The sequence below is a fragment of the Streptomyces sp. NBC_00247 genome, assembly GCF_036188265.1.
Taxonomy (GTDB): domain Bacteria; phylum Actinomycetota; class Actinomycetes; order Streptomycetales; family Streptomycetaceae; genus Streptomyces.
The window spans coordinates 1363967-1387763 of sequence record NZ_CP108093.1; the positions used below are offsets into that span (position 1 = coordinate 1363967).

Annotated in this window: 17 protein-coding genes; 4 read left to right on the plus strand and 13 right to left on the minus strand. The window is 71.1% G+C overall.

From position 1 onward, the window contains the following. Positions 1-12: 12 nt before the first annotated feature. Entirely contained in the window at positions 13-1356 is a 1344-nt protein-coding gene (locus OHT52_RS05385) for a DUF4192 domain-containing protein (protein ID WP_328718981.1), read from the minus strand. Positions 1357-1947: 591 nt separating this feature from the next. Then, entirely contained in the window at positions 1948-4107 is a 2160-nt protein-coding gene (locus OHT52_RS05390; protein ID WP_328718982.1) for a RecQ family ATP-dependent DNA helicase, read from the minus strand. A gap of 333 nt (positions 4108-4440) precedes the next feature. On the opposite strand from OHT52_RS05390, the gene OHT52_RS05395 reads away from it, so the two are divergent. Continuing rightward, positions 4441-5082 carry a hypothetical protein gene (locus OHT52_RS05395; RefSeq protein WP_328718983.1) on the plus strand — a complete coding sequence of 214 codons (642 nt, stop codon included), beginning with the start codon at positions 4441-4443 and terminating at the stop codon, positions 5080-5082. A 76-nt stretch (positions 5083-5158) separates the two neighbouring features. On the opposite strand, the gene OHT52_RS05400 is transcribed toward OHT52_RS05395, so the two are convergent. The 6 genes from OHT52_RS05400 to OHT52_RS05425 all read right to left on the minus strand — a co-directional run bounded on the left by OHT52_RS05400 (position 5159) and on the right by OHT52_RS05425 (position 11768). Continuing rightward, positions 5159-5767, minus strand: coding sequence for a hypothetical protein (locus tag OHT52_RS05400; RefSeq protein WP_328718984.1), 609 nt, complete (start codon positions 5765-5767; stop codon positions 5159-5161). A gap of 61 nt (positions 5768-5828) precedes the next feature. Then, a complete protein-coding gene (locus OHT52_RS05405; RefSeq protein ID WP_328718985.1) occupies positions 5829-6539 on the minus strand; it encodes a ribonuclease HII in 711 nt (236 codons plus the stop codon). A 340-nt stretch (positions 6540-6879) separates the two neighbouring features. Then, positions 6880-8775, minus strand: a complete 1896-nt coding sequence (locus OHT52_RS05410; protein ID WP_443046502.1) for a DUF4153 domain-containing protein — start codon at positions 8773-8775, stop codon at positions 6880-6882. 401 nt (positions 8776-9176) lie between these two features. Beyond that, positions 9177-10094: an ADP-ribosylglycohydrolase family protein gene (locus OHT52_RS05415; RefSeq protein WP_328718987.1), complete on the minus strand. Its 918-nt coding sequence runs from the start codon at positions 10092-10094 to the stop codon at positions 9177-9179. A 204-nt stretch (positions 10095-10298) separates the two neighbouring features. Next, a complete protein-coding gene (locus OHT52_RS05420) occupies positions 10299-10958 on the minus strand; it encodes a histidine phosphatase family protein (RefSeq protein WP_328718988.1) in 660 nt (219 codons plus the stop codon). A 201-nt stretch (positions 10959-11159) separates the two neighbouring features. Continuing rightward, complete coding sequence (locus OHT52_RS05425; RefSeq protein WP_328718990.1) at positions 11160-11768, minus strand: DUF4937 domain-containing protein; 609 nt, start codon at positions 11766-11768, stop codon at positions 11160-11162. Positions 11769-11884: 116 nt separating this feature from the next. Here OHT52_RS05425 and OHT52_RS05430 point away from each other — a divergent pair, with 116 nt between their 5' ends. Both OHT52_RS05430 and OHT52_RS05435 read left to right on the plus strand, forming a co-directional pair. After that, entirely contained in the window at positions 11885-12841 is a 957-nt protein-coding gene (locus OHT52_RS05430) for a DUF1152 domain-containing protein (RefSeq protein ID WP_328718991.1), read from the plus strand. A 200-nt stretch (positions 12842-13041) separates the two neighbouring features. Further along, positions 13042-13590, plus strand: a complete 549-nt coding sequence (locus OHT52_RS05435; RefSeq protein ID WP_328718992.1) for a TerD family protein — start codon at positions 13042-13044, stop codon at positions 13588-13590. Positions 13591-13669: 79 nt separating this feature from the next. On the opposite strand, the gene OHT52_RS05440 is transcribed toward OHT52_RS05435, so the two are convergent. From OHT52_RS05440 to nrdR, 3 genes are all read right to left on the minus strand, one after another. Then, positions 13670-14512 (minus strand): hypothetical protein, encoded by an 843-nt coding sequence (locus tag OHT52_RS05440; protein ID WP_328718993.1) that lies wholly within the window; start codon positions 14510-14512, stop codon positions 13670-13672. 196 nt (positions 14513-14708) lie between these two features. Beyond that, a complete protein-coding gene (locus tag OHT52_RS05445) occupies positions 14709-17606 on the minus strand; it encodes a vitamin B12-dependent ribonucleotide reductase (protein ID WP_328718994.1) in 2898 nt (965 codons plus the stop codon). Between the two features lie 160 nt (positions 17607-17766). Beyond that, positions 17767-18273, minus strand: a complete 507-nt coding sequence (gene nrdR / locus OHT52_RS05450; RefSeq protein WP_328718995.1) for a transcriptional regulator NrdR — start codon at positions 18271-18273, stop codon at positions 17767-17769. A 558-nt stretch (positions 18274-18831) separates the two neighbouring features. Between nrdR and lexA the strand changes: the two genes are divergently transcribed. Next, positions 18832-19629, plus strand: coding sequence for a transcriptional repressor LexA (gene lexA / locus OHT52_RS05455; RefSeq protein ID WP_328718996.1), 798 nt, complete (start codon positions 18832-18834; stop codon positions 19627-19629). A 222-nt stretch (positions 19630-19851) separates the two neighbouring features. Here the strand turns inward: lexA and OHT52_RS05460 are convergent, their stop codons facing one another. Both OHT52_RS05460 and OHT52_RS05465 read right to left on the minus strand, forming a co-directional pair. Further along, positions 19852-21822, minus strand: a complete 1971-nt coding sequence (locus tag OHT52_RS05460) for an ATP-dependent DNA helicase (protein ID WP_328718997.1) — start codon at positions 21820-21822, stop codon at positions 19852-19854. Positions 21823-21860: 38 nt separating this feature from the next. Then, positions 21861-23744, minus strand: a complete 1884-nt coding sequence (locus OHT52_RS05465) for an IucA/IucC family protein (RefSeq protein ID WP_443046503.1) — start codon at positions 23742-23744, stop codon at positions 21861-21863. Between the last annotated feature and the right edge of the window lie 53 nt (positions 23745-23797).

A 23797-nucleotide genomic window follows, 5' to 3' on the forward strand; every position in this document is an offset into this window, starting at 1 on the left:
TCGGATGCCCGCTCAGCCGCTGGTGCCGTCTCTGTCCTCCTGCTGTCCGCGCGGCAGCCGCTCACGGCGCCGGGTCCCTGCCGCCCCCGGATTGGCCGGGGTGACGGGACGGTTGTGACCGGAGGCCCTACCGCTCCGAGTTCTGCCGGACGGCCCGGCCGGCGCGCCGGAACGCACCCGGCTTGCCCTGCGGGGCCGAGACGCACCTTCTCCGGCAGCGGACTTCAGGGCTTCCTCCTCCTCTTCCCGCAGACAACGCCGTAGCTTCTCCGGATCCACGCCTTCGTTGCACGCCTGGTGGAGAAGCTGGGCGAAGGCGTAGTCCGGGTCCGCCCGGAGGGCGAGCGAGAGCGCCACCCGCGCGCCCGGCTCGTCCCCGGTGGACCACGAGACCCAGGCGGCCAGCGCCAGCGGGGCGGCGGCGTGCTCCACGTAAGGGCCCACACAACGCCGGGCGAGAGCACGCCAGAGACGCAGTGCCGCGTGGGCCTCCGGACCCTCCATCCACCGTGCGGCGCGATCCCGGGTCTCGCGGTCCTGAAGTCCCAGGATCACGGCGGCGGCCTCGTCGTGACTGATCAGGCCGTCGTCGCGGCAGTCCGCGGCATCCGCGGCCGGGGGCACGGGCGTCTTGCCGACGCGCTCCAGCAGGCCTCTCGCCAGGTTCAGGGTTTCCGTGGCCACCTGGCTGCGCCCGTGAGTGTCGAGGATGCGGGCCACCATCGCCGCGCCCACCTCGTCCAACGCGCGAAGCTGCTCCGGTGCGAGCGCGCCGGACCAGGGCACGAGCCGTTGTTCCAGCTCACGGAGCGAGCCCTTGACCTGGATCCCGGCATAGGCAGCGGCAGCGGCCATCACCGTGGTGCCCGGCAGGGCGAGAGGGTTGCCCTCTTTCGGACAGCACCGGCCGTCCGGGCAACAGTACGACCAGTACCTGCCGTTGGAGATGCAGAGCGCCTCCAGCACAGGGACGTCGAGAGAACCGCAAGCGGTGCGCAGGAATTGGGCGAAGGGCCTCAACCTCTCCATGACCTCGTGGGCGGCCTCCCCCGGGCCCGGGTCCTGGCACAGGAAGAGGACGATCGCGTCGGGCCGGTCGCCCCGCCGCTCGCTTCCCGAGATCAGACAGTCCGCCAACTGACCCGCGACCGAACCCCATTCCGACTCCGACCCCGGAATTCCGTGGCGCAGTCGCCCCCCGAAGCGGCCACTGCCACCGTGCAACGCCACGAGGACCACACTGTCCGTCGGATGGAATCCCAGCAGATAGGGAAGGGCGTCGGCGAGGTCTGCGGGGCCACGCAGAGTGACCTGCTGGGTGTCGGCGGGGCCGGTGGATTCATGATGTTTGTTCATGGGATGACCGTCCCGCACGACGCCATTTTCCGCGACCCCTGTGGATAACTGTTATCCACAGGCACTCAGCGTCACTGGCGCATTGTCAGAGGGAGGGCCTCTCATGGGGACATGACCACTCGGAAGCACATCGAAGCGCACGGCACCCGACACCACGACCCGCTTTGCGCGCCCGCTCGCCATCGGAACGCCCGCATGTCCCTCCGCTCCACCCCCCGGCTCCTCCATCACCCCGGTGACAGCGTCCGCCCGTCGGCGGCGGCCTTCATGGGGGATCGGCGGGGAGAAGGGGCAACCAGCCGTGGGATGACCGGAGGAGAGCGGCTCTCAGAACCGGTGGGTCCGTCCGGCCGCGACGCTGAAGCGCGGGCCGCTGGTTCTCGTGCGCTTCGCCCTGCCAGCCCTGGCGATGGTCGGCGTGCGGAGGACCGTGACGCAGCCATGGTCCGCGGCGGCCCTCCCGGTCGGGTTCGTTCCCTCCGCCGCGGTCTTCGACCGGGCGGCACCGCCGAGGCAGTGAACCAGCCCGGCCGGGTACGTGGAAGCCGCTCGGGCGGAGACCCGGCATGCGGTGACGGAGCTTGCGAGGACTCAGCCGGAGGCGGCCAGCACCAGCGGAAGGACCTGCTCGGCGCCGGCCCTGCGCAGCAGCCGCGCGGCGACCGCGAGGGTCCAGCCGGAATCGGTGGAGTCGTCCACGAGCAGGACGGGGCCGGGCGACGCGGCCAGCGCGGCCGTCAGTTCGTCGGAGACCGTGAAGGCGCCCGACAATGCTCGGACACGCTGCGCGGAGTTGCTGCGCCGCGCGGTGTGCTCCCCTTCCGGCCCGCTGTACGTCAATGTGCCCAGGAAGGGCAGCCGGCCGATGGTCGCGATTCCCTCGGCGAGGGAGCCGACCAACCGCGGGCGCGAGAGGGACGGCACCGCGACGACACCCACCGGCCGGGCGGAGGCTTCCGGGGTGTTCGCCGCCCACCCTCCCGAGGAGCGCGCCCAGTCGGCGAGAACGTCGACCGCCGCGTGCAGGACGTCGTCGGGAACGGGTACGTCCGGCGCGTTCTCGGCCAGCAGCGGGCGCAGCCGGTTGCCCCAGCCGATGTCCGAAAGCCGGCCCAGGGCCCGCCCGCCGGAGCACAGTTCCCTGGCCGGGATACGCCCCTTCAGGTCGATGCCCAGCGCGGCCAGACCCGTCGGCCACATGCGGCGCGGCTCGACCTCCACCCCTGGCCGGTCCAGTTCCTTCGCCGCACCCGAGAGGGTCTCCGCCGATACGGAGGAGTCGGCCCAGTTTCCCGCGCAGTTGTCGCAGCGGCCGCACGCGGCCGCGCCCTCGTCGTCCAGCTGACGACGCAGAAACTCCATCCGGCATCCGGACGTGCTCACGTAGTCGCGCATGGCCTGCTGCTCGGCCGCCCGCTGCCGCGCCACCCAGGCGTAGCGCTCGGCGTCGTACTCCCACGGGGCACCGGTGGCCGTCCAGCCGCCCTTCACCCGCTTCACCGCGCCGTCCACGTCCAGCACCTTCAGCATCGTCTCGAGCCTGCTGCGCCGGAGCTCGACCGACGTCTCCAGGGCGGGCACCGAAAGCGGCCGGCCCGCACCCTCAAGTGCCGCGAGGGTCTGCCGCACCTGGGTCTCGGGCGGGAATGCCGTGTCGGCGAAGTAACGCCAGATGGCCTCGTCCTCCTTGCCCGGCAGCAGAAGCACGTCCGCGTGGGCCACACCGCGGCCCGCTCGTCCCACCTGCTGGTAGTAGGCGATGGGAGAGGAGGGGGAGCCCAGGTGGACGACGAAACCCAGGTCCGGCTTGTCGAAGCCCATCCCGAGGGCCGAGGTCGCGACCAGGGCCTTGACCCGGTTCTCCTGGAGGTCGGCCTCCGCCTGGAGCCGGTCGGCGTTCTCGGTGCGACCGGTGTACGAGGCGACCGCGAAGCCCCGCTGCCGGAGGAAGGCGGTGGCCTCCTCGGCCGCGGCGACGGTGAGGGCGTAGACGATTCCGGAGCCGGGCAGCTCGTCCAGATGTTCGGCGAGCCAGCCCAGGCGGTGCGCGGCGTCCGGCAGCCGTACGACTCCGAGGCGCAGGCTCTCCCGCTCCAGCGGCCCGCGCAGGACGAGCGCCTCACCCGCGCCCGTGCCGAGCTGGTCGGCGACGTCCGCGGTGACGCGCGCGTTGGCGGTCGCGGTGGTGGCCAGGACCGGTACCCCGGGGGCGAGCTCGGCGAGCATCGCGCGCAGGCGGCGGTAGTCCGGCCGGAAGTCGTGTCCCCAGTCGGAGATGCAATGCGCCTCGTCGACCACCAGCAGACCGGTGGTGGCGGCGAGCCGGGGCAGCACCTGGTCACGGAAGTCGACGGAGTTGAGGCGCTCCGGGCTGACGAGGAGGACGTCGGTCTCGCCGCGCTCGACCTCGCCGTAGATGGTCTCCCACTCTTCCGGGTTCGCCGAGTTGATGGTGCGGGCCTGGATCCCTGCCCGCGCCGCCGAGTCGACCTGATTGCGCATCAGGGCGAGCAGCGGCGAGACGATCACGGTGGGGCCGGCGCCGCGGCGGCGCAGCAAGGCGGTGGCGACGAAGTACACCGCCGACTTCCCCCAGCCGGTGCGCTGCACCACCAGGGCCCGGCGGCGGTCCTCCACCAGGGCCGACACCGCCTGCCACTGGTCCTCCCGCAGCCGCGCCGAGCCGCCCGGATCACCGACCAGTTCGGCGAGAATGGCGTCTGCTTCGTTGCGGAGATCCAGGGTGTCCATGCCCCCCATGCAACCCGATGGCCGGGCCGCACGGCCACCTCACGCAGGGTGACGGACCGCGCCACGGAAGACTCTCGTGTCCAACGCGGTTCCGGGGTGTTGTTTCCGTGCCGGGCCGTTCCAAGGAGGCGGGAGGCGTCGTGGGGGGCCATCACGGGCAGGGATATCCAGGTCTTTCCGGTGGATATCCGTCGGGTGTTCCAATTGCTCGTTGCCGCCCGCCGATACGCCAGGGAGAATTGGAGTTGCCTCCCGGACGGTCACTTCACGGCCTGTATGGGCGTGCCCTCTGTCATCCTGCCCGCCTCGTGGGCGCGTAACGAAGGGAGAACCGTGACCTTCGGATTCGCACCGTCCGCAGACACTTCACCGTGGGCGGCGTCCTCGATGCCTGCCGATTCCACCAGTCGGCTCGCCCGGATGCTGGAGCCCACCGAGTGGACCTCGGCGGGCATACCTCTGCTGCGCAACCCCCGCGAGGTGGTCAGTGGGCTGCACGCCCGCCACCGGCCCACTCCGGCGACCGCCGTCGTGGCCGTCCTCGATCACGAGGAACGCCTGAACGCCAGCGCCTCGTTCGTCCGGCGCGGCTCCGCGGTCGCGGACGGCTGGGAGTTCCGTAACGCGCTCCTGTCCCACCTGCGCCGGGTCATCCCGCACGACCTGCGCCGCCGCACCCCGGCGCGTACCGCCGTACTGCTCTACTGCCGCGAGGGAGACGAGCGCTGGACGGAGGAGGACGGCGCGTGGATGTGGGGGCTGCGGGACGCCTGCACCCTGCACGGGCTGCGCTGCGGTGCGTACATCACCCTGACCCGCGGCGGATGGCAGGTACTGGGCGAGGGCCGGGGAGGCAGACAGCCGAGTTCGCTCTCGACGCCCGCGTCGCTCGCGGAGACTTTCGCCGCCGTCCCGACTCCTCTCCGCACGGGTGGCGGAGCGGCCGAGGTGATGCTGCGCACGGCTGCCCGCTGAACCCGGCGGACCGGGGTCCGGCCGTCCCGCAGGACGGCCGGACCGGAGTTCCGGGCCGGACGGGCTTCCGGTCGGATCAGACGCTCACGCCGAGGGCGGCGTTGATCGTCTGCGGGTCACCGCACACGATCAACAGGGTGCCGGCCCGCTCCCGTGCGAGGGACAACTGCTGGGCCGCGTCGCCGGCCGGCTCACCGTTGACGGCGACGACCACGACGGGCCGGCCGGCGGCACGGCCGACCGCCGACAGGTCCGCGAAGAACACGTCGTCGCCGGCTTCGTGCTGCGCCCAGTAGGACGCCTCGCCGAAGGAGAGTTCGTGCGTGGCCCACGGGTGCTGCTCGCCCGTGGTGAGCACGAGGACGTCGCCCGGGGCGCGGCCATTGTCGAGCAGCAGATCGACGGCCTCCTCGGCGGCGTCGAGCGCTCCGGCGGAGGGGGCCGGGATCACCTGCAGCTGCGGCACGGAACGATTCTCCGCGCGCCGCGACGGGCCGGGGACCGGGTGGGGGCGCTGCGCCGGCGGCGCAGGCCGTGCGGGTCCCGGGTGTCCGGGACGCGGTGTGGCCGCGGAACGCGGCCCGGGAACGGGACGGGGGGTCGACGCGGTGCGGCCGGAGGCCGGAACAGCACGGGGACCCTGAGCGCTCTCGTGAATCTGAGGCTCCTCGGGAGTAAGAGGCATGGATGGTTGTCTGTACAGATGCCGATACGCCAGGTGTCGGCCGGTGGGTGCGTGAGCGCGATCAGAAATCGAAGCCGAGCTGGCCCCCGCTTTCGAGTGCTGCCGCTTTGGCGGAGAAGCGGACCTTCTTCAGGTGCTGCCACCGCGGCAGCGCGTCGAGGTACGACCAGGACAGGCGGTGGTGGGGGGTGGGCCCCAGTCGCTCCAGCGCGGCCTGGTGCGTCGGTGACGGGTAGCCCGCATTGGCCCTGAAGGCGAACTCCTCGAACTCTCCGGTGTCCGCGCCGAGTTCTGCCATCACCGTGTCCCGGTACACCTTGGCGATGACCGAGGCTGCGGCGACCGCGATGCAGGACTGGTCCCCCTTGATGACGGTGCGTACCCGCCAGGGGCTACCGAGGTAGTCGTGCTTGCCGTCGAGGATCACCGCGTCGGGGCGCACCGGCAGTTCGTCCAGGGCGCGGACGGCGGCGAGACGCAGGGCGGCGGTCATGCCGAGCTCGTCGATCTCCTCGGGGGAGGCGTGACCGAGGCCGTAGGCGGTGACCCAGTCACGCAGGACGGGCGCCAGCTCGGCCCGGCGCCGGGGTGTGATCAGCTTGGAATCGGTGAGTCCCTCGGGGGGTCTTCGCAGACCGGTGACCGCCGCGCAGACGGTGACGGGGCCTGCCCACGCTCCGCGTCCGACTTCGTCGACACCGGCGACGGTCCGGGCACCGGTGGTGGCACGGAGCGAGCGCTCGACAGTGTGCGTGGGTGGTTCGTACGGCATGGCGCCAGACAGCGTACGCCGATGGACGCGATGGCGACACCCCGGGGGCCGGGCATTTCCGTGAACTGCCCGGCCGCCACGGTGTACAGAGATCGACCGGGCATCCGTTCGGGCGGAAGACGGGCCTTTTCGGACGGGGATCGCCATCGCCCCCGCCCCGGACCGGCCTCCACCAGCCCCGCCGCAGCCCCGCCGCAGCCCCGCCGGGGTGCCACCCGCCCCGCCCGGAGGTGCCGGGCCACCCGGAGGTGCCGCGGGCGGACTCCCGCGGGCACTCCTGTCAGCCCTCCGGCCGACGGGCGGCTCGGTCGCACGCGGGGCCCGCCGCACACGGGGCCCGTCAGTACGGGTCGTACTCCGAATCGGCCGGATCGGCCGGGCCGGGCTCGGCGGGGTCACGGTCGCTGGAGTCGTCGAAGCCGCCCGCCCCGCCGTCGCACGAGGTCCTGACCGGGTCGACGGGGTGTCCGGCGAGGATGTCCCGCGCCCTCGCCTCGCTCCAGCTCGTGGCGTACCAGGGTTCGTCCGAATCCAGGAGCGCGCTCTGGATCACCTGGAGCGCACAGGCCCGCATCCTCTCGTCGGGGATGCCGTCCAAGGCGGGCACGGCGTCGGCCGACAGCTGCTGGAGGTAGGTGATGTCGATCGCCTTGCCCTCGCGGTAGCGCTGGACGTTCTGCTCGGCGATCAACCGGTCGGGGGAGACCAGCCCGAAGGCAAGCACTCCCACGGCGGCGCTGACGACGACCGCCCGGGGCAGGTGCCGGGCGCCGAACACTCCGGCGGCGATGATCAGCAGCAGGACGACACCGAGCCACAGTTCGACCGCCGCCACCGAGATACGCAGCCGGGTGAGACCGAACGCGTCGACGTAGAGATCCATGCGGCGCAGCGCCGAGGCCACGACGACGAGGGTGAGTACGCAGAGGGTGCCGAGCACACCCTTGACCAGCAGACGGTCCTTCGCTCCCCCGCGCGGGGCGAGCCGGAGGGCCAGAGCGATGACCACCAGGGTCAGCAGAGTGGCCCAGAGCAGCTGCCAGAAGCCCTCGCGGGCGTACTCCGCGGGCTTGAGGCCCGTCTCCTCCAGAACCTTGTCGTAGCCACCGAGCAGCACGACGAGCTGGAGAGCGATGAAGGCGGCGAACAGCACGTCGAGCACGATGAGCGGAAGTGCCCACTCCACCCGTCCCCGCGCCCGCCCGGGCCGGACGGTGATCCCGTCCCAGCGTGTGGGGGCGGCGGCTGTACGCGCGGCGGCGAGAGCACCGGCCACTCCGATCGCGAGAAGGAAGAACCGCCAGGGCCCCTCCCCCAGCGAGACGTCCGGCAGAACGTCACCGAGGAGATCCGCGAAGGCCGCGTCGGCACTCGCGAAGAGCGTTCCGAACACCAGCAGCAGCACGACGGCGACGGCGGCCGTCCGTAGCGCGGTGCCCCAGCGCGCCCGCGAGCCGGTGGCCCGTGCCCTGATACCGCGCCACCCCCATCCGATGCCCGGAATCACCGCGTCCAGCACCCCCAACGAGCCCGCGAGCACGCCGAACCAGCTCCGGGTGCCGTGCAGGGCGAGCGAACCCAGCGCGGCGGCGGACACCACGGCGAGGAAGGTCGGCCAGCCCGCGTCCAGCAGCGCCGGGACCACCAGCAGAGCCAGCCCGCCGACCGCCCAGGTCAGCGTCCAGGCCCGCGCCCGACGCCCCGCCCTGCGCGCCTCCAGCCAGGCACCGGCCGCAGCGGGCAGGGCCACCAGGAGAAGGTTGATACCGATGCCGTCACCGAGCAGCAGCGCGCTGAGTACGCCGGTGACGAGGACCGCCACGAGGGTCCCGCCCCCGATGAGCGGCGGGTCCGCGGGGCGGACCCGGGCGAACGCCCCCGGTTGCGCGGGCCGGGGTCGCTGCCAGGGATTGGCGGGCGGAACCGGCGCCGGGACGGACGGCGCGGCGGCCGTACCGGGACGGACGCCGTAACCGGAGGGCTTTCCCGTCGGCGAAGACGCGGGCACCGGGGACACGTCGGACGGGGAAAGGGGAGGCGGAGACACGGCAGGCGGGGACACGGGCGCCGAGGCCGCCCCGCCCGGCCCGTCTGATGAACCGGCTGCACCGTTCGGCCCACGGGAACCGTCACGGTCCCCGGCACCACCAGAACCGCCGGACCCCTCGGCCGCACCGGGCGGAGACGGCGTGTCCCGCGGACCCGGTATCCCGGACGGCTGGTCGGACGTAGGCATGGGACCCCTCCCCACGCGGGGCCGCCGTACCGCTGAGCGTCGGCGCGTCACCCGCTGTCTCGTTGCTCGCGTCCCGGCGGAAACCGTCAGGCGACGCGTGGCCGAAACAGTAGCGGCGCGTCGCCCGGGCGAACCGGCCCCGACGCCCCTGTGGCAGGACCGTGACACGACGGGGGGCATGCCGACGGCCCGGCCGCCCTCCGCGCCCGGCAACGCGCGATCCGTACAGGTCGACGCGTCCGTCGAGCCTCCGCCAAGCCGTCCGGACCAGCGCGGAGCAGGACGGTTCCGTACGGAGCCGCGCGGTTCCAAACAGACCGCGCGGCTCCGTACGGAACCACTCGGAGCCGCGCGGGGCGGTTCGTAACAGCAGGCAACCGCGCGGAACCGCGCGAAGCCGGTCAGACGTGGGGTTCGGCAGGCACCCAGGAGGGCCGTTCCTCGGTCTGTTCCAGCCATGAGGCGGGCGGGGCGCCGGCCGGGGACGCCGCGACGATCCCGCCGACGATGGCACAGGTGGTGTCGACGTCCCCGCCCGCCTGGGCGGTCACCCAGAACGCGTCCTCGTACGAGCCGAGGGCGCGGGCCGCCGACCAGAGAGCGAAGGGGACCGTGTCCTGGGCGCTGGTGCGACGGCCGTTGCCGAGGACCGCGGCGACCGTCGTGGGGTCCTCGTAGTCCAGCATGTCCTTGGCCCGCCGCAGCCCGGCCACCACCGCGCTGCGCGGCAGCAGGGCGATCACCGCGTCCAGCAGCGCTTCCGGTGAGGGCGGCCCTCCGGGGGAGGCGGCTAGGGCCGCGGCGGCGGCCACGGCCATCGCTCCGGTCACCGCCTCGTGGTGCTGGTGCGTGGTGTAGGAGGAGATCTCGGCCTGATGGGTGGCCTGCTCCGGGTCGTCGGCGTACCAGGCTCCGAGCGGCGCGATGCGCATGGCGGAGCCGTTGCCCCAGGACCCCTGCCCCTGGAACAGCCCGGCGGCGAGTCCCTGCCAGTCACCGCCCTCACGTACCAGCCGGAGCATTCTGTTCACCGCGGGACCGTAGCCGCGGTCGAAGTCGTGGTGTTCGGCGAAGGAGTGGGCCAGCGCGTCCTGGTCGATGCGGCCGTGCTCGGCGAGCACCGCCACTACCGAGCAGGCCATCTCGGTGTCGTCGGTCCACTGCCAGGGCCCCGGCGGCAGGGTGCGACTGCGCAGCAGCGGATAGTTCACGGGGACGAAGAACTGGGAGCCCAGGGCGTCTCCGACGGAGAGGCCGCGCAGGCTGGCGAGAGTACGCGCGTAACGACGTTCGAAGGTTTCGGAGGAGTAAGAGGTCATCTTCCTGCCACTCTATCCAGTAGTGCCGTGACGGACCGGGAACCGCTCCATCGGTCTGGCGGGCCGCTCCGCCCGGTTCCCTGGACACGCCGTCCGGTTCCGGGGATCGCTGCGGCCGGCCCCGGGACAGCGGCCACCGGTCCAGGGACCCGCACGGCCACCGGTCCAGGGACCCGCACCATCCAGTCTCGACGACCGGCCGCCCTATCCGGTGATGCCGTACGGCTCGGGGGTCCGCCAGCGCGCGAACGGGCGATCGAGCGTGTAGCGGCCGTCGGGCCCGAGCAGCAGTGTCCGGGTCTCGCCGTTGCCCGGGTTGGACAGCGACTCGAACTCGGCGACCGACCAGTGCAGCCAGCGCATGCAGAACAGTCTCATGGTGAGCCCATGCGTCACGAGCAGCACGTTCGGTGGGTGGTCGGGGTCCTGGAAACTGCGGTGCAGGCTCTCCAGGAAGGCGTCGACCCGGTCGTAGACGTCGGCCCCGGACTCGCCCTGCGCGAAGCGGTAGAAGAAGTGCCCGTAAGCGTCCCGGTTTGCCTTCTGGAGCCGCACGTCGTCGCGGTCCTGCCAGTTTCCCCAGTCCTGCTCGCGCAGCCGGGGCTCCTCGCGCACCCGCACACGGGTGAGGTCGAGCCCGAGCGAGCGAAAGGTCTCGTGGGTCCGGCGGTAGGGGGAGACGTAGACGCTCACCCGCTCCTCGCCGAACACCTCGCGCAGCCGGAGGCCGGCCGCCTCCGCCTGCTGGAGCCCGGTGTGCGTCAGCCGCAGGGCATGGTCGGGCTCACGTTCGTACACCGTGTCGTCCACATTGCCCTCGGACTCTCCGTGCCGTACGAGGACGATGCGCTGCGGTCGGGCCATGGGACGACCCTAGGGCGTGGTTCGAACGGTCGCACGGACCGGACTCCGGGAAGCGCAGGCCCCGGCAGCACGAACCCCGGACAACGCGGGCCACGGACGGCGCAGGCGACAGACGGCGCAGGCGACAGACGGCTCGGCGGCGCGAAGGACACCGCCCCCGAGCCGCAGGGCTCCCGGCAGCGGCCCCGGCCCCGGGATCTGTCAGGCCACCGTCCAGGACGGTTCCAGTTGGACGACGTCCCCGGCCAGAGCCAGAACGTCCGTCTCCGTCTCGGCGCGGTCCGACAGCCGCTCGGCGCTCTGGATCCGGTACTTTCCGCGCTCCGCGCTCGACTGCCACATGGACAGCACCAGGAACTCGTGGCCCGGCGCTTCGCCGAACACCCCCCGCAGCATGCCCGGCGAACCCGCCATGGCCGGGTTCCAGACCCGGTACTGCATGAGCGCGAAGTGTTCCACCCGGTCCTCGCGGACCTTGCTGTGGGCGACCCTGACGACGTCGGCGTCGGTGAAGTCCGGTTCGAAACCGGTCTTCACGTCGAAGCGGTGCTCGAACAGCTTGACCTGTACGTCGCGGTAGGCTCCCGGACGCCCGGGGGTCGCGGCGTCACCGGCCCGCGCCATGTAGGAGTCGTAGAAGACCCGGTTCTCCCAGAACGCGAAGACGTGGGCGACGTCCGGACGTCCCCGGCTCCACCCGCCGCCCTGTCCTCGGAACCCCGGCTCACCGAGCAGCCCCGCCCCCTGTCGCTGCCCCTGTTCGAACCCATGACGGTCCACCACGGCGCAGCGCATCCACTTGACCAGCACCGCGCCATCGTACGGCTCCGGGCGTGGCGCGCGTCACTCTCCGGTGGAGAACGTCCTGACTCCGTCCCTGGGCCGTGTCTGGCCATTCCCGGTACGGACGGCCCAGAATGATCTCCATGACCGGTCTGCACTCGCATCCCTTGTTCTCCCGGCTGGAATCCGCCCGGCGCGTACTCGTCGCGGGCGCCGGCGGCGGCTTCGACATCTACGCCGGTCTGCCGATCGCGCTCTCCCTCCTGCACCAGGGGAAGGACGTCACGCTCGCCAATCTCACCTTCAGCTCGATCGACAGCCTCCCCCTGGGCGACTGGGTCGCTCCGGACGTCGCGGCCGTCACCCCCGAAAGCTCCCCGTACCAGACGTACTTCCCCGAGCGCACCCTTGCCCAGTGGCTCGCGCGGCACGGGTACCCGAGCACCGTCCACGCTCTCGCGCGGGTCGGGGTCCAGCCGCTGCGGGAGGCGTACCTGGCGCTGATCGAGCGCCACCGCATCGACGCGGTCGTCCTCGTCGACGGCGGTACGGACATCCTCATGCGCGGCGACGAGTCCGGTCTCGGCACGCCGGAGGAGGACCTGGCCTCCGTCGCCGCGCTCGCCGGGATCGACGTGCCGGAGCGGCTGATCGTCTCCGTCGGATTCGGGGTCGACGCGTATCACGGGGTCAGTCACGGGCTCGTGCTGGAGAACATCGCCGCCCTGGAGCGGGACGGCGCCTACCTCGGGGCGTTCTCCCTCTCCCGTTCGACGCGCGAGGGCGCGCTCTATCTCGACGCGGTCGCGCACGCGCAGGAGAACACCCCCGACCATCCCAGCATCGTCAACGGGTCAATCGCCGCAGCGGTCCGTGGCTCGTTCGGGGACGTACGGTTCACCTCGCGCACCAAGGGCAGTGAACTCTTCATCAACCCCCTGATGTCCCTCTGCTTCGCCTTCGAACTGGAGGGCGTGGCCCGCAACTGCCTCTACCTCGACCGAATCGAGGACACTCACCTCCTGCGCCAGGTCAGCAGCCGGATAGAGCTGTTCCGCGAGGAGACCGTCCAGCGTCCACCCCTCCGCATCCCGCACTGAGGCATCGCCCGACGGCGCGGGCACGTACGGGGCTCGGGGCGACGCCCGTCCGTCGGCGCACGGACCGCTTCAGGCCACTTCGGTCCGGGTGTGGCCCGATCCGGCCGCCCGGGGCCAACGCGGTTGGATCCGACGCAAGTTATGGCCATCATCGGGTTGTAGGACCGGACCGGTGGCGCAGCGGCATGAAGGGAAGTCCGATGAGCACCCCCAGCAGCAATCCGAACAAGGACATCGAGAAGGTCGAAGTACGGCTCAAGTGGGACCCCAGCGAGTTCGGTGAACCGCCCAACGACCTGGACCTCATCGCGGGTACGTACCTCGCCGACGCCCCGTTCGGCGACCCCGACTATCTGGTGCACCACGACAGCCGCTCCCCCGACGGCACGATCACCCTGAACCGGGACAGCCGCACCGGCCAGGGGCTCGGGTTCGACGAGGTCATGACCCTGGAACTCGAGCGGCTCGCGGAGCGGTACGTACGGGTCGTCGTGGGTGTGGCGATCCAGCAGCGCGACGGCCGCAAGACGTTCGGCGCGGTGGCCGGCACCGGCGTGCAGATCCGCGAGGGCTACACCGAACTGGGCGAGGACGACTTCTCGCGCGTCGCCTCGGCGACGGCGGCGGTCGTGGCCGAGTTCACCCGGGACGGCGCGGGCATCTGGACCTACCACGGGGCACTGCGGGGCTTCGACGGCGACCCGAGTACCTTCGCCGCCGAGATGGGCGGGTCCGGGCCGTCCGTCTGAACGCCCGGTCGGCCCCGGTCGCGTGTACGCACGAAGGGGACCGACCACTGGTCGGTCCCCTTCGTGCACCGCTGATCAGCTACGGGCGCGGATCACGCCGGACGGCGCTCCGGCGTGCCTCCGCCCGGTTCACTGGCGGAGACCACCTGTTCCAGGCGTGCGCTGTTCCTCGGCATCCGGCTCTCGATCGGGAAACGCACGCAGCCTCGGTGTCGAGCTCTGCAAGCGCCTCATGGAGTCTGGCGACTGTGGCGACCTTGCCGGCGAAGTACCCGTTGAGGAAGTCGCCGTCACAGGCCCTGCGAAGCAGCCACGGTCGGGCAGTTGGATCGTCGTGTCTGCAGAGTGCTTCAACGACATGGACGCGCCCCCAGCCTGTGACTCGCTCGGCGAGCCGGAGCAGGGCTTCGACTCCTCCTGTCCGCCGCTCGAAGGCGTGCGCCGCCAGCGGCCCGAAGCGGTCGGAGAGCAGCCCGATCGTCTGAATCAGCGGGATGTCGTCAGCTGTTCCCACAGCGGCGAGCAGGGCGAGCCCTACGGTGACTGAGCAGCGATCGGTGCCATAGCGGATCCGCCAGCGGCCCGTTTGGCGGGCGCGTTCTGCGTCCGCCCGCTCAGCCGCGGCGGTGATGTGCTCGTTGTGGTGGATCGGGACGTAGACGTCGTGGAAGACGTCGGCCAGTTCGCTGGGCAGGGCAGAGGCCCTCGCGAAATGCGCGTCCAGAATGAGCACAATATCCTTGCCGACCACGTGCCGGTCTTTGGGTGCCTTCGGGCCTCGACGACGGTGCAACGTGTCGTCGGGAAAGGGGTACCCGTCGCGCGGAAGCGGCTCTTCTGGGCCCAGTTGATGTAACTGCCGCGCGTGGTCGAACAGCGCTGTCGGTGATCCGGGCAGTCCTGTCCCGGTCGTCTCGCTCATCGGCGGACGGAGGACTCGATTCTCTTGATCATGGCCCGGAGCATGCCAGGAGAGTGATCGCCGCGACAAGCCCTCGATGCGGCGGCGCGTTGCATCAGACACATCAGCCAGGCGTCACGCTCGTCGAAGGCGGTGGAGCCGCGAGACCGGCTCCACCGCCTTGAACAGCTACTTCACGCCCTGAAGGCGCCCGGTATCAGCTGCAACCGCTGGTCGAGCCGCAGCCCTCGCAGATGTAGCAGGAACCGGCGCGCTGCATCTTCGTCCCGCAGGAGAAGCAGAGCGGGGCGTCGGCGCTGATGCCGAGCTGCATCTCGACCAGTTCGGCCGAGGTGTGCGCGGTCCGCGGCGCCGGCTTCTCGGCGGCCTCCGCCGGGGCGGCGACGGCCTTCAGCGGCTCCACGTGCAGCGGGGCGGACGGGGCCGGCAGCTCGTTGCCGAGGTCGTCGTCCTCCTCGGTCGGCTCGTAGGAGCCGGTGTCCAGGTGACGCTGACGCTCCTCGGCGGAGTGGATGCCGAGGGCCGAGCGGGTCTCGAAGGGCAGGAAGTCGAGCGCCAGACGACGGAAGATGTAGTCGACGATCGACTGCGCCATCCGCACGTCCGGGTCGTCCGTCATGCCGGCCGGCTCGAAGCGCATGTTGGTGAACTTCGAGACGTACGTCTCCAGCGGAACGCCGTACTGCAGACCGACCGAGACGGCGATGGAGAAGGCGTCCATCATGCCGGCGAGGGTGGAGCCCTGCTTCGACATCTTCAGGAAGACCTCGCCGAGACCGTCGTCCGGGTAGGAGTTGGCGGTCATGTAACCCTCGGCGCCACCGACCGTGAAGGAGGTGGTGATCCCCGGACGGCCCTTGGGCAGACGCTTGCGGACCGGGCGGTACTCGACGACCTTCTCGACCGCGGTGCGGATGGTCTCCTCGGCCTTGGCGGTGACCGCCTCCTTCTCCTTCTCCTTGGTCTTGGCGGAGAGGGGCTGGCCGACCTTGCAGTTGTCGCGGTAGATGGCGAGCGCCTTGACGCCCATCTTCCACGCCTCGAAGTAGACCTCTTCGACGTCCTCGACCGTGGCCGTCTCCGGCAGGTTCACGGTCTTGGAGAGCGCGCCGGAGATCCACGGCTGGATGGCCGCCATCATCCGGACGTGGCCCATGGCCGAGATGGAACGCTCACCCATGGCGCAGTCGAAGACCTCGTAGTGCTCGGTCTTCAGGGCCGGGGCGTCGATGACGTTCCCGTTCTCCGCGATGTGGGCGACGATCGCCTCGATCTGCTCCGGCTGGTACCCGAGGCGGCGCAGCGCCTGCGGCACGGTGCCGTTGACGATCTGCATCGAGCCGCCGCCGACCAGCTTCTTGAACTTGACCAGGGCGAGGTCGGGCTCCAGGCCGGTGGTGTCGCAGGACATCGCCAGGCCGATGGTGCCGGTCGGGGCGATGACGGACGCCTGGGCGTTGCGGAATCCGTTCTTCGCGCCGAGGCGGATCACGTCCTGCCAGGCCTCCGTCGCGGCGGCCCAGATCGGCGAGTCCAGGTCGTCCACGCGGACGGCCTTGGTGTTGGCGTCGGCGTGCTGCTGCATGACGCGCTGGTGGGGCTCGGCGTTGCGGGCGTAGCCGTCGTACGGGCCGACGACCGCGGCGAGTTCGGCGGAACGGCGGTAGGAGGTACCGGTCATCAGCGAGCTGATGGCACCGGCGAGCGCGCGGCCACCGTCGCTGTCGTACGCGTGGCCGGTCGCCATCAGCAGGGCGCCGAGGTTGGCGTAACCGATGCCGAGCTGGCGGAAGGCGCGGGTGTTCTCGCCGATCTTCTCCGTCGGGAAGTCCGCGAAGCAGATGGAGATGTCCATCGCGGTGATGACGAGCTCGACGACCTTGGCGAAGCGCTCGGACTCGAAGGACTGCTTGCCCTCGCCGTCGTCCTTGAGGAACTTCATGAGGTTCAGCGAGGCGAGGTTGCACGAGGTGTTGTCCAGGTGCATGTACTCGCTGCACGGGTTCGAGCCGTTGATGCGGCCGGACTCCGGGCAGGTGTGCCAGGCGTTGATGGTGTCGTCGTACTGGATGCCCGGGTCGGCGCAGGCCCAGGCCGCCTCGGCCATCTTGCGGAAGAGGGACTTCGCCTCGACCTCTTCGATGACCTCGCCGGTCATGCGGGCGCGCAGACCGAAGGTGCCGCCGGACTCCACGGCCTTCATGAACTCGTCGTTCACGCGGACGGAGTTGTTGGCGTTCTGGTACTGGACGGACGTGATGTCGTCGCCGCCCAGGTCCATGTCGAAGCCCGCGTCGCGCAGGGCGCGGATCTTCTCCTCCTCCTTCACCTTGGTCTCGATGAAGTTCTCGATGTCGGGGTGGTCGACGTCGAGGATGACCATCTTGGCCGCGCGGCGGGTGGCGCCGCCGGACTTGATGGTTCCGGCGGAGGCGTCGGCACCGCGCATGAAGGAGACAGGGCCGGAGGCGTTGCCGCCGGAGGAGAGCAGTTCCTTGGAGGAACGGATGCGGGACAGGTTCAGGCCTGCGCCGGAACCGCCCTTGAAGATCATTCCCTCTTCCTTGTACCAGTCGAGGATCGACTCCATGGAGTCGTCGACGGACAGGATGAAGCAGGCGGAGACCTGCTGCGGCTGGGGGGTGCCGACGTTGAACCAGACCGGCGAGTTGAAGCTGAAGATCTGGTGCAGGAGGGCGTAGGCCAGCTCGTGCTCGAAGATCTCGGCGTCCGCGGGGGAGGCGAAGTACTGGTGCTCCTCGCCGGCCTTGCGGTAGGTCGTCACGATCCGGTCGATCAGCTGACGCAGACCGGTCTCGCGCTGCGGCGTGCCGACAGCTCCGCGGAAGTACTTGCTGGTGACGATGTTGACCGCGTTCACCGACCAGAAGTCGGGGAACTCGACGCCACGCTGCTCGAAGTTGATCGAGCCGTCGCGCCAGTTGGTCATGACGACGTCACGGGACTCCCACGCCACCTCGTCGTACGGGTGCACGCCAGGAGTGGTGTGGATGCGCTCGATACGCAGACCCTTGCTCGGCTTGATCCCCTTGGTGCGGGAACTCCGTGCCGGGCCGCTCGCCGTCTCTGTCATGCCGCCTCCCATATGTGGGCAAAAACGCCCTGAAGTGCCCAGTTCTTCCCGGGGCACAGTGCTGTGTCTGGTGCTTCGAACGCCGCCCTCGACGCCGGAAGCAGGTCTGTGGACCACCCTGTCGCCGTCCGGCAGACCTCAGCCGGACGGCGTGTACCACTCAGTGGGCGGGAACGGAGGGAGCGGGGACCTCCACGGTCTCCCCGCCCTCTCCGGCGGGAAGCCGCCGTTCGCGCAGTTCCGCGATGGCGGCTTCGAAGTCTTCGAGCGAGTCGAACGCCCGGTACACGGACGCGAAACGCAGGTACGCCACGAGGTCGAGTTCCCTCAGGGGGCCGAGTATGGCGAGCCCCACGTCGTGGGTCGTCAGCTCGGCGCTTCCGGTGGCGCGCACCGCCTCCTCGACCCGCTGGCCGAGCTTGGCGAGGGCGTCCTCGGTGACCGGCCGCCCCTGGCACGCCTTGCGGACTCCCGAGATGACCTTGGTACGACTGAAGGGCTCGGTCACCCCGCTGCGCTTGACGACCATGAGCGAGCAGGTCTCCACCGTGGTGAACCGGCGGGAACAGTCGGGGCACTGCCGGCGGCGCCGGATCGAGGTGCCGTCGTCGGTCGTGCGACTGTCGACGACCCTGCTGTCGGGGTGCCTGCAGAAGGGGCAGTGCATGGTTCCCAAGCCTCCTTCACGGCACGAGTAATGAGCCTCACAGGGCCCCGCCGGGGCCCTTCGAAGCAGTCACCAGCATAGGGGATTCCCGGCGCCCACCGGACCGGGGACCACAACCTCTGGGCGACCCGGGCAATCCAACCACTAGATCTAGGGTTTTGCTCGGTTTCGGCTCCAGGCGTGTCGGACCGGCCCGGGGCGCCCGGGCCGCGCACGGCCAAGGCACGAGGGTACGGGAAACGACCGCGCCCCGGGACGCCGGGTGGCGCCCTCGCGGCGGCCCGCCCGGGGGCCGGCGGGACTCCGGGGGCGGCGCTCGCGCGTGGTTCCCGGGCGCGCCAAGGGAAGGGCCGGAAGGAGGCCCGGTGCCACCGCGGGAAAAGAGCGGCGGTACCGTTATGAACCGAATTCGCGAGCCGCCCGCACCCGAGCGCATACACCCGGTCACAAAGGCCATGCAGGCCTTTATTCGTTTTTCACTCGAACGTGTGTTTGGCGCAACCTTTCGAAAGCTACTACCGTTGTCCAGCCAGGGAGAACATTTCGAGAGGGGCCGATGTGACCACCAGCGCCGACAGTGCCACGATCACTGCCCGGGACCACCGCTCTCCGAGCCGACCTGAGCCGGTGCATGCAATGAATGACTCTGTCACGAACCCGGACGGGCCGGAGCCCCCCAGGGCCGCGCGCTCCTTGCCCGGGCGTCCACCTGGCATCCGGGCCGACAGTTCGGGCCTCACGGACCGGCAACGGCGGGTCATCGAGGTCATCCGCGACTCGGTGCAGCGCCGGGGGTACCCACCGTCGATGCGGGAGATCGGGCAGGCCGTCGGCCTGTCCAGCACCTCGTCGGTGGCCCACCAGCTCATGGCCCTGGAGCGCAAGGGTTTCCTGCGCAGGGACCCGCACCGCCCGCGGGCGTACGAGGTCCGGGGCTCGGACCAGCCCATTTCGCAGCAGACGGACACGACGGGCAAGCCCGCCGCCTCGTACGTCCCCCTGGTCGGCCGGATCGCGGCCGGTGGTCCGATCCTCGCCGAGGAATCGGTGGAGGACGTCTTCCCGCTCCCGCGCCAACTGGTCGGTGACGGGGAGCTGTTCGTGCTCAAGGTGGTCGGCGACTCCATGATCGAGGCCGCCATCTGCGACGGCGACTGGGTCACTGTACGCCGCCAGCCCGTCGCCGAGAACGGCGACATCGTCGCGGCCATGCTGGAGGGCGAGGCCACGGTCAAGCGGTTCCGTCGCGAGGACGGCCATGTGTGGCTGCTCCCGCACAACTCCGCGTACCAGCCGATCCCCGGCGACGAGGCGACCATTCTCGGCAAGGTCGTGGCCGTACTGCGGCGCGTCTGACCCCGGAAGCGGGCGCGTCCGACCTCTGGAAGCGGTCGACGCGACCGGTGGATCCACTCCGGTGGATCCCTCCCGGGTAGCCCCACCCCGGAAGCTCAGCCCTGGCCCACGGAGCCCCGGTGGCCGCCCCTCATCGCAGGGAACGGCCACCGGGGCTCCGTGCTGCTCGCGGGCCCGCGACGGGGCGGCTCAGCGCCCGATCAGGGGCCGCCCGACAGGCGCTCAGCGGCCCTCGGCCCGCGCCGCCGCGTCGATCGCCGACAGGGAACGCCGGACCTGGTTGCGGTCGGTGGTGTACCAGAAGTCGGGCAGCGAGGCCCGTAGGTAGCTGCCGTACCGGGCGTTGGCGAGGCGGGGGTCCAGGACGGCCACCACGCCCTTGTCGCCGGTGGCCCGGACGAGCCGGCCCGCGCCCTGGGCCATCAGCAGTGCGGCGTGGGTGGCGGCGACCGCCATGAAGCCGTTACCGCCGGCCTGCTCGACGGCCTTCGAGCGGGCGCTCATCAACGGGTCGTCGGGCCGGGGGAAGGGAATGCGGTCCATGACCACGAGCTGGCAGCTCGCGCCCGGTACGTCGACGCCCTGCCAGAGCGACAGGGTGCCGAAGAGGCAGGTGTCCGGGTCGGCCGCGAAGTTCTTGATCAGCTCGCCGAGGGTCTCCTCCCCCTGGAGCAGGATCGGCTTCTCCAGCCGCTCGCGCAGCACCTCCGCCGCCGCCTGCGCCGCTCGCATCGAGGAGAACAGGCCGAGCGTGCGCCCGCCCGCGGCCTCCATCAGTTCGGCCAGCTCGTCCAGCATGTCGGTGCGCGCGCCCTCCCGGCCGGGGGTGGCCAGGTGGCGGGCGACGTAGAGGATGCCCTGCTTCGGGTAGTCGAAGGGCGAGCCGACGTCGAGCCCCTTCCACTGCGGGACGTCCTCCCCCGCGGTGCCCTCGGGGGCGAGCCCCAGGGAGGCGCCGACGCCGTTGAAGTCCCCGCCGAGCTTCAGTGTGGCCGAGGTGAGCACCACCGAGCGCTCGGCGAAGAGCTTCTCGCGCAGCAGCCCGGAGACGGAGAGCGGGGCCACCCGCACGGAAGCGCCGAACCGGTCGTGGCGTTCGTACCAGACGACGTCCCATTCGGAGCCCTGGGTGATCCGTTCGGCCACCGCGTGGACCGACTCCACGGAGGCCATCGCCTGCTTGCGCACCGCGTCCTCGTCCTGGACGGACTTGTCCCGGGTGGAACCGAGTGCGGAGATCACCGTGCGGGCGGCGTCGCGCAGTGCCATCAAGGCGTAGCCGAGGTCCTCGGGGACCTCTTCGAGCCGACCGGGCAGGGCCAGCTCCATGACCCGCTCGAAACCCTCCGAAGCGGTCTGGAGCGCGTCGGCCGCCTTCTCGTTGACCAGCTTGGCGGCGCGGCGCACCGCGCGGTTGACCTGGCCGGGGGTGAGTTCGCCGGTCGCCACACCGGTGACGCGTGAGACCAGCTCGTGCGCCTCGTCGACGATCAGCACCTCGTGCTGCGGGAGCACCGGTGCGCCCTCGATGGCGTCGATGGCGAGCAGCGCGTGGTTGGTGATCACGACGTCGGCCAGCTTGGCCCGCTCCCGGGCGGCCTCGGCGAAGCACTCGGCGCCGTACGCGCACTTCGACGCGCCGAGGCACTCCCGGGAGGAGACGGAGACCTGGGCCCAGGCGCGGTCCGAGACGCCGGGGGTCAGGTCGTCCCGGTCGCCGGACTCGGTCTCGTCCGACCAGTCCCGCAGCCGCAGCAGGTCCTGGCCGAGCTTGCTGGACGGCGCCGCCGCCTCGAACTGGTCGAAGAGCCCCTCCTCCTCGTCCTGCGGGACGCCCTCGTGGAGGCGGTGCATGCAGAGGTAGTTGGAGCGGCCCTTGAGCATCGCGTACTGGGGGCGGCGGCGCAGCAACGGGTGCAGCGCCTCCACGGTCCGCGGCAGGTCCCGCTCCACGAGCTGGCGCTGGAGGGCGAGGGTGGCCGTGGCGACCACGACCCGCTCCCCGTGCGCCAGCGCGGGGACGAGATAGCCGAGGGACTTGCCCGTGCCGGTGCCGGCCTGGACGAGGAGGTGGGCGTTGTCGTCCACGGCCCCGGCGACGGCCTCGGCCATCGCCGTCTGGCCGGGCCGTTCCGTACCGCCGACGGCGGAGACGGCGGCGTGGAGGAGCTCGGTGAGGGATGGCTTCGTCATAGCCGCTCCAGCCTACGGCGCGGCAGTGACAGGGGCGGTCACTCCAGAACGGATCCGGCGAAGTGCAGCGGGTTCGGGACGACCCCGTGGACGGCCGCGTGCGGGCGGTCCGGGCGGTCCCGGTAACCGTCCACGAGCAGCCGGTTCCGGTTGAGACAGAGCCGCTCGATCTGCGGTGTCAGCATGTCGAACATCTCGAACCTGTCCTTCAGCTCCGGGAACCGGGCGTGGTGGCGCAGGATCTCGGCCCTGACGAGTGACCAGAATTCACCCTCCGGAACGCCCAGTTGTTCCTCGCAGAGCGGCGACAGATAGCGGAAGACGCCGACGAAGAGCCCGGAGTGGATGAACTGCGTGAGGAAGGAGGGCGCCTCGGTCAGCAGCACGGCGCGCACGTCCGCGGGCATGGTGTCGAGCTCGGGCAGCGGGTGGGCGCTGACGTTGACGTCGTCGACGAAGTCCTTGATCGCGAGCCGCACGGGTACGTCCCGTTCGTCGAAGACCACGATGGCGTTCTCGCCGTGCGGCGAGAAGACGGTCCCGTAACGGTAGAGGAAGTGCAGGAGCGGTGGGAGCAGGGCGGCGAAGAGCCGGACCAGCCAGTCGCGGGGGGCCAGCCCGGAGCGTGCGACGAGTTCGGCGGTGAAGGCGCGGCCGTCGGGGTCGGTGTGCAGGAGGGAGGCCAGGGTCCGCGCCCGTTCGCCTGCCGCCAGCCTGGGCGGCAGCGGCTCGCGCCAGATCGCGCCGAGGATCTCCTTGAACTGGTAGGGCACCTCGGGCAGCCGGTCGTAGAGCGGGTGTTCCACCGTCACGGAGGCGACCTCGCCGAGCAGGATCACCGCGCAGGTGTCGCGCAGGAACGGGTCGGTGGCGCACAGCCCCTGCACCCAGCCGGTGACGGCGGGCGCGGCGAGGGTGCGCTCGGTGGGCAGTCCGCGCCAGACGAGGGTGTTGAGGATCGACAGCGGGAGCTTCACCGTGAAGCGGTCGGGACGTCCCACGTTGGCGAAGGTCCGGATGGACTGCTGCGCCAGCCTGAGGTCGTCGTCGGCGTGCAACGGGACGATGTCGTTCCCGGCGATGGCGGGCGCGTAGAGCGGCACGATCCACTCGTCCCACTGCCAGGGGTGGACGGGCAGGTAGACGTACTCCCGCGCGTCGAGCCCGCGGTCGGCGAGCCGGGCCGCGAAGGCCTCCCGCACGGCGGGGTCGAGCTCGCGGGCGTACAGCTGGTCGGGGGTGGCGAGCCCGGGTACGCCGCGGTAGCCGGCGATCCGGGTGCTGACGGCGATCCACGGCAGCGTGGTGGCCACGCGTGCCTCCGGGGTGAAGCGGGCGGCGTCGGCGGCGGAGAAGCCGAGACGGCCCTTGTTGGCGACGAGCCAGGGGTGGCCGGTCTGGTGGCCCTCCAGCTCGGCGTAGCCGAGGTCGGCGAGTTCGGCCGCGCCGAGGGCGGTGTGGGCGAGGTGCGCGTCGGAGGCCAGGGTGCGGGTGAGTTCGCGCACGAGGTGGCCGAGGGTGGCGCCGTCCAGGCCGAGGAGGTGTCGGGCGCGGGTGAGGAAGAGCAGTGGATCGCGGAACGGCCGCCCCTGCGACGGGCCCTTCCCGTCGCCGTTCTGCCGCGCGGTGGTCTCGCGGACCGAGGCGGGGTCGACGCGCCAGCTGCCGTACACCCCTCTGCGGGCCCGGAAGGCGAGCACGGCCCCGTCGTCGAGGAGCAGCTCGTACGGTTCGCCGGCACCGTCCGTGGTGACGGGCGGCTGCTGCCGGAGCGGCCGGATGATCTCCTCGTACGCGAATTCACCGAGCATCTTCGCGAGCAGGCGGGCCGTGACCCGGTCCCAGACGGCTCTGTTCAGTTCCGGGCGGTCCGGGAGCTGCTGGCGCCCCGCAGGTTCAGGGCTCACGGGATATTTCTGCACGGGGACTCCTCGGGACGGAACCGATGGGGTTCGAGCGGTGTGCGCGCTTCGGC

What these genes read in the sequence shown, in the direction of transcription:
- OHT52_RS05430 (WP_328718991.1), top strand. Translation starts at nt 11,885, where the DNA reads ATGACCGGTCTGCACTCGCATCCCTTGTTCTCCCGGCTGGAATCCGCC.
- OHT52_RS05440 (WP_328718993.1), bottom strand. Translation starts at nt 14,512, where the DNA reads ATGAGCGAGACGACCGGGACAGGACTGCCCGGATCACCGACAGCGCTG.
- OHT52_RS05400 (WP_328718984.1), bottom strand. Translation starts at nt 5,767, where the DNA reads ATGCCTCTTACTCCCGAGGAGCCTCAGATTCACGAGAGCGCTCAGGGT.
- OHT52_RS05435 (WP_328718992.1), top strand. Translation starts at nt 13,042, where the DNA reads ATGAGCACCCCCAGCAGCAATCCGAACAAGGACATCGAGAAGGTCGAA.
- OHT52_RS05445 (WP_328718994.1), bottom strand. Translation starts at nt 17,606, where the DNA reads ATGACAGAGACGGCGAGCGGCCCGGCACGGAGTTCCCGCACCAAGGGG.
- OHT52_RS05405 (WP_328718985.1), bottom strand. Translation starts at nt 6,539, where the DNA reads ATGCCGTACGAACCACCCACGCACACTGTCGAGCGCTCGCTCCGTGCC.
- OHT52_RS05390 (WP_328718982.1), bottom strand. Translation starts at nt 4,107, where the DNA reads ATGGACACCCTGGATCTCCGCAACGAAGCAGACGCCATTCTCGCCGAA.
- OHT52_RS05385 (WP_328718981.1), bottom strand. Translation starts at nt 1,356, where the DNA reads ATGAACAAACATCATGAATCCACCGGCCCCGCCGACACCCAGCAGGTC.
- OHT52_RS05415 (WP_328718987.1), bottom strand. Translation starts at nt 10,094, where the DNA reads ATGACCTCTTACTCCTCCGAAACCTTCGAACGTCGTTACGCGCGTACT.
- OHT52_RS05460 (WP_328718997.1), bottom strand. Translation starts at nt 21,822, where the DNA reads ATGACGAAGCCATCCCTCACCGAGCTCCTCCACGCCGCCGTCTCCGCC.
- OHT52_RS05410 (WP_443046502.1), bottom strand. Translation starts at nt 8,775, where the DNA reads ATGCCTACGTCCGACCAGCCGTCCGGGATACCGGGTCCGCGGGACACG.
- nrdR (WP_328718995.1), bottom strand. Translation starts at nt 18,273, where the DNA reads ATGCACTGCCCCTTCTGCAGGCACCCCGACAGCAGGGTCGTCGACAGT.
- OHT52_RS05420 (WP_328718988.1), bottom strand. Translation starts at nt 10,958, where the DNA reads ATGGCCCGACCGCAGCGCATCGTCCTCGTACGGCACGGAGAGTCCGAG.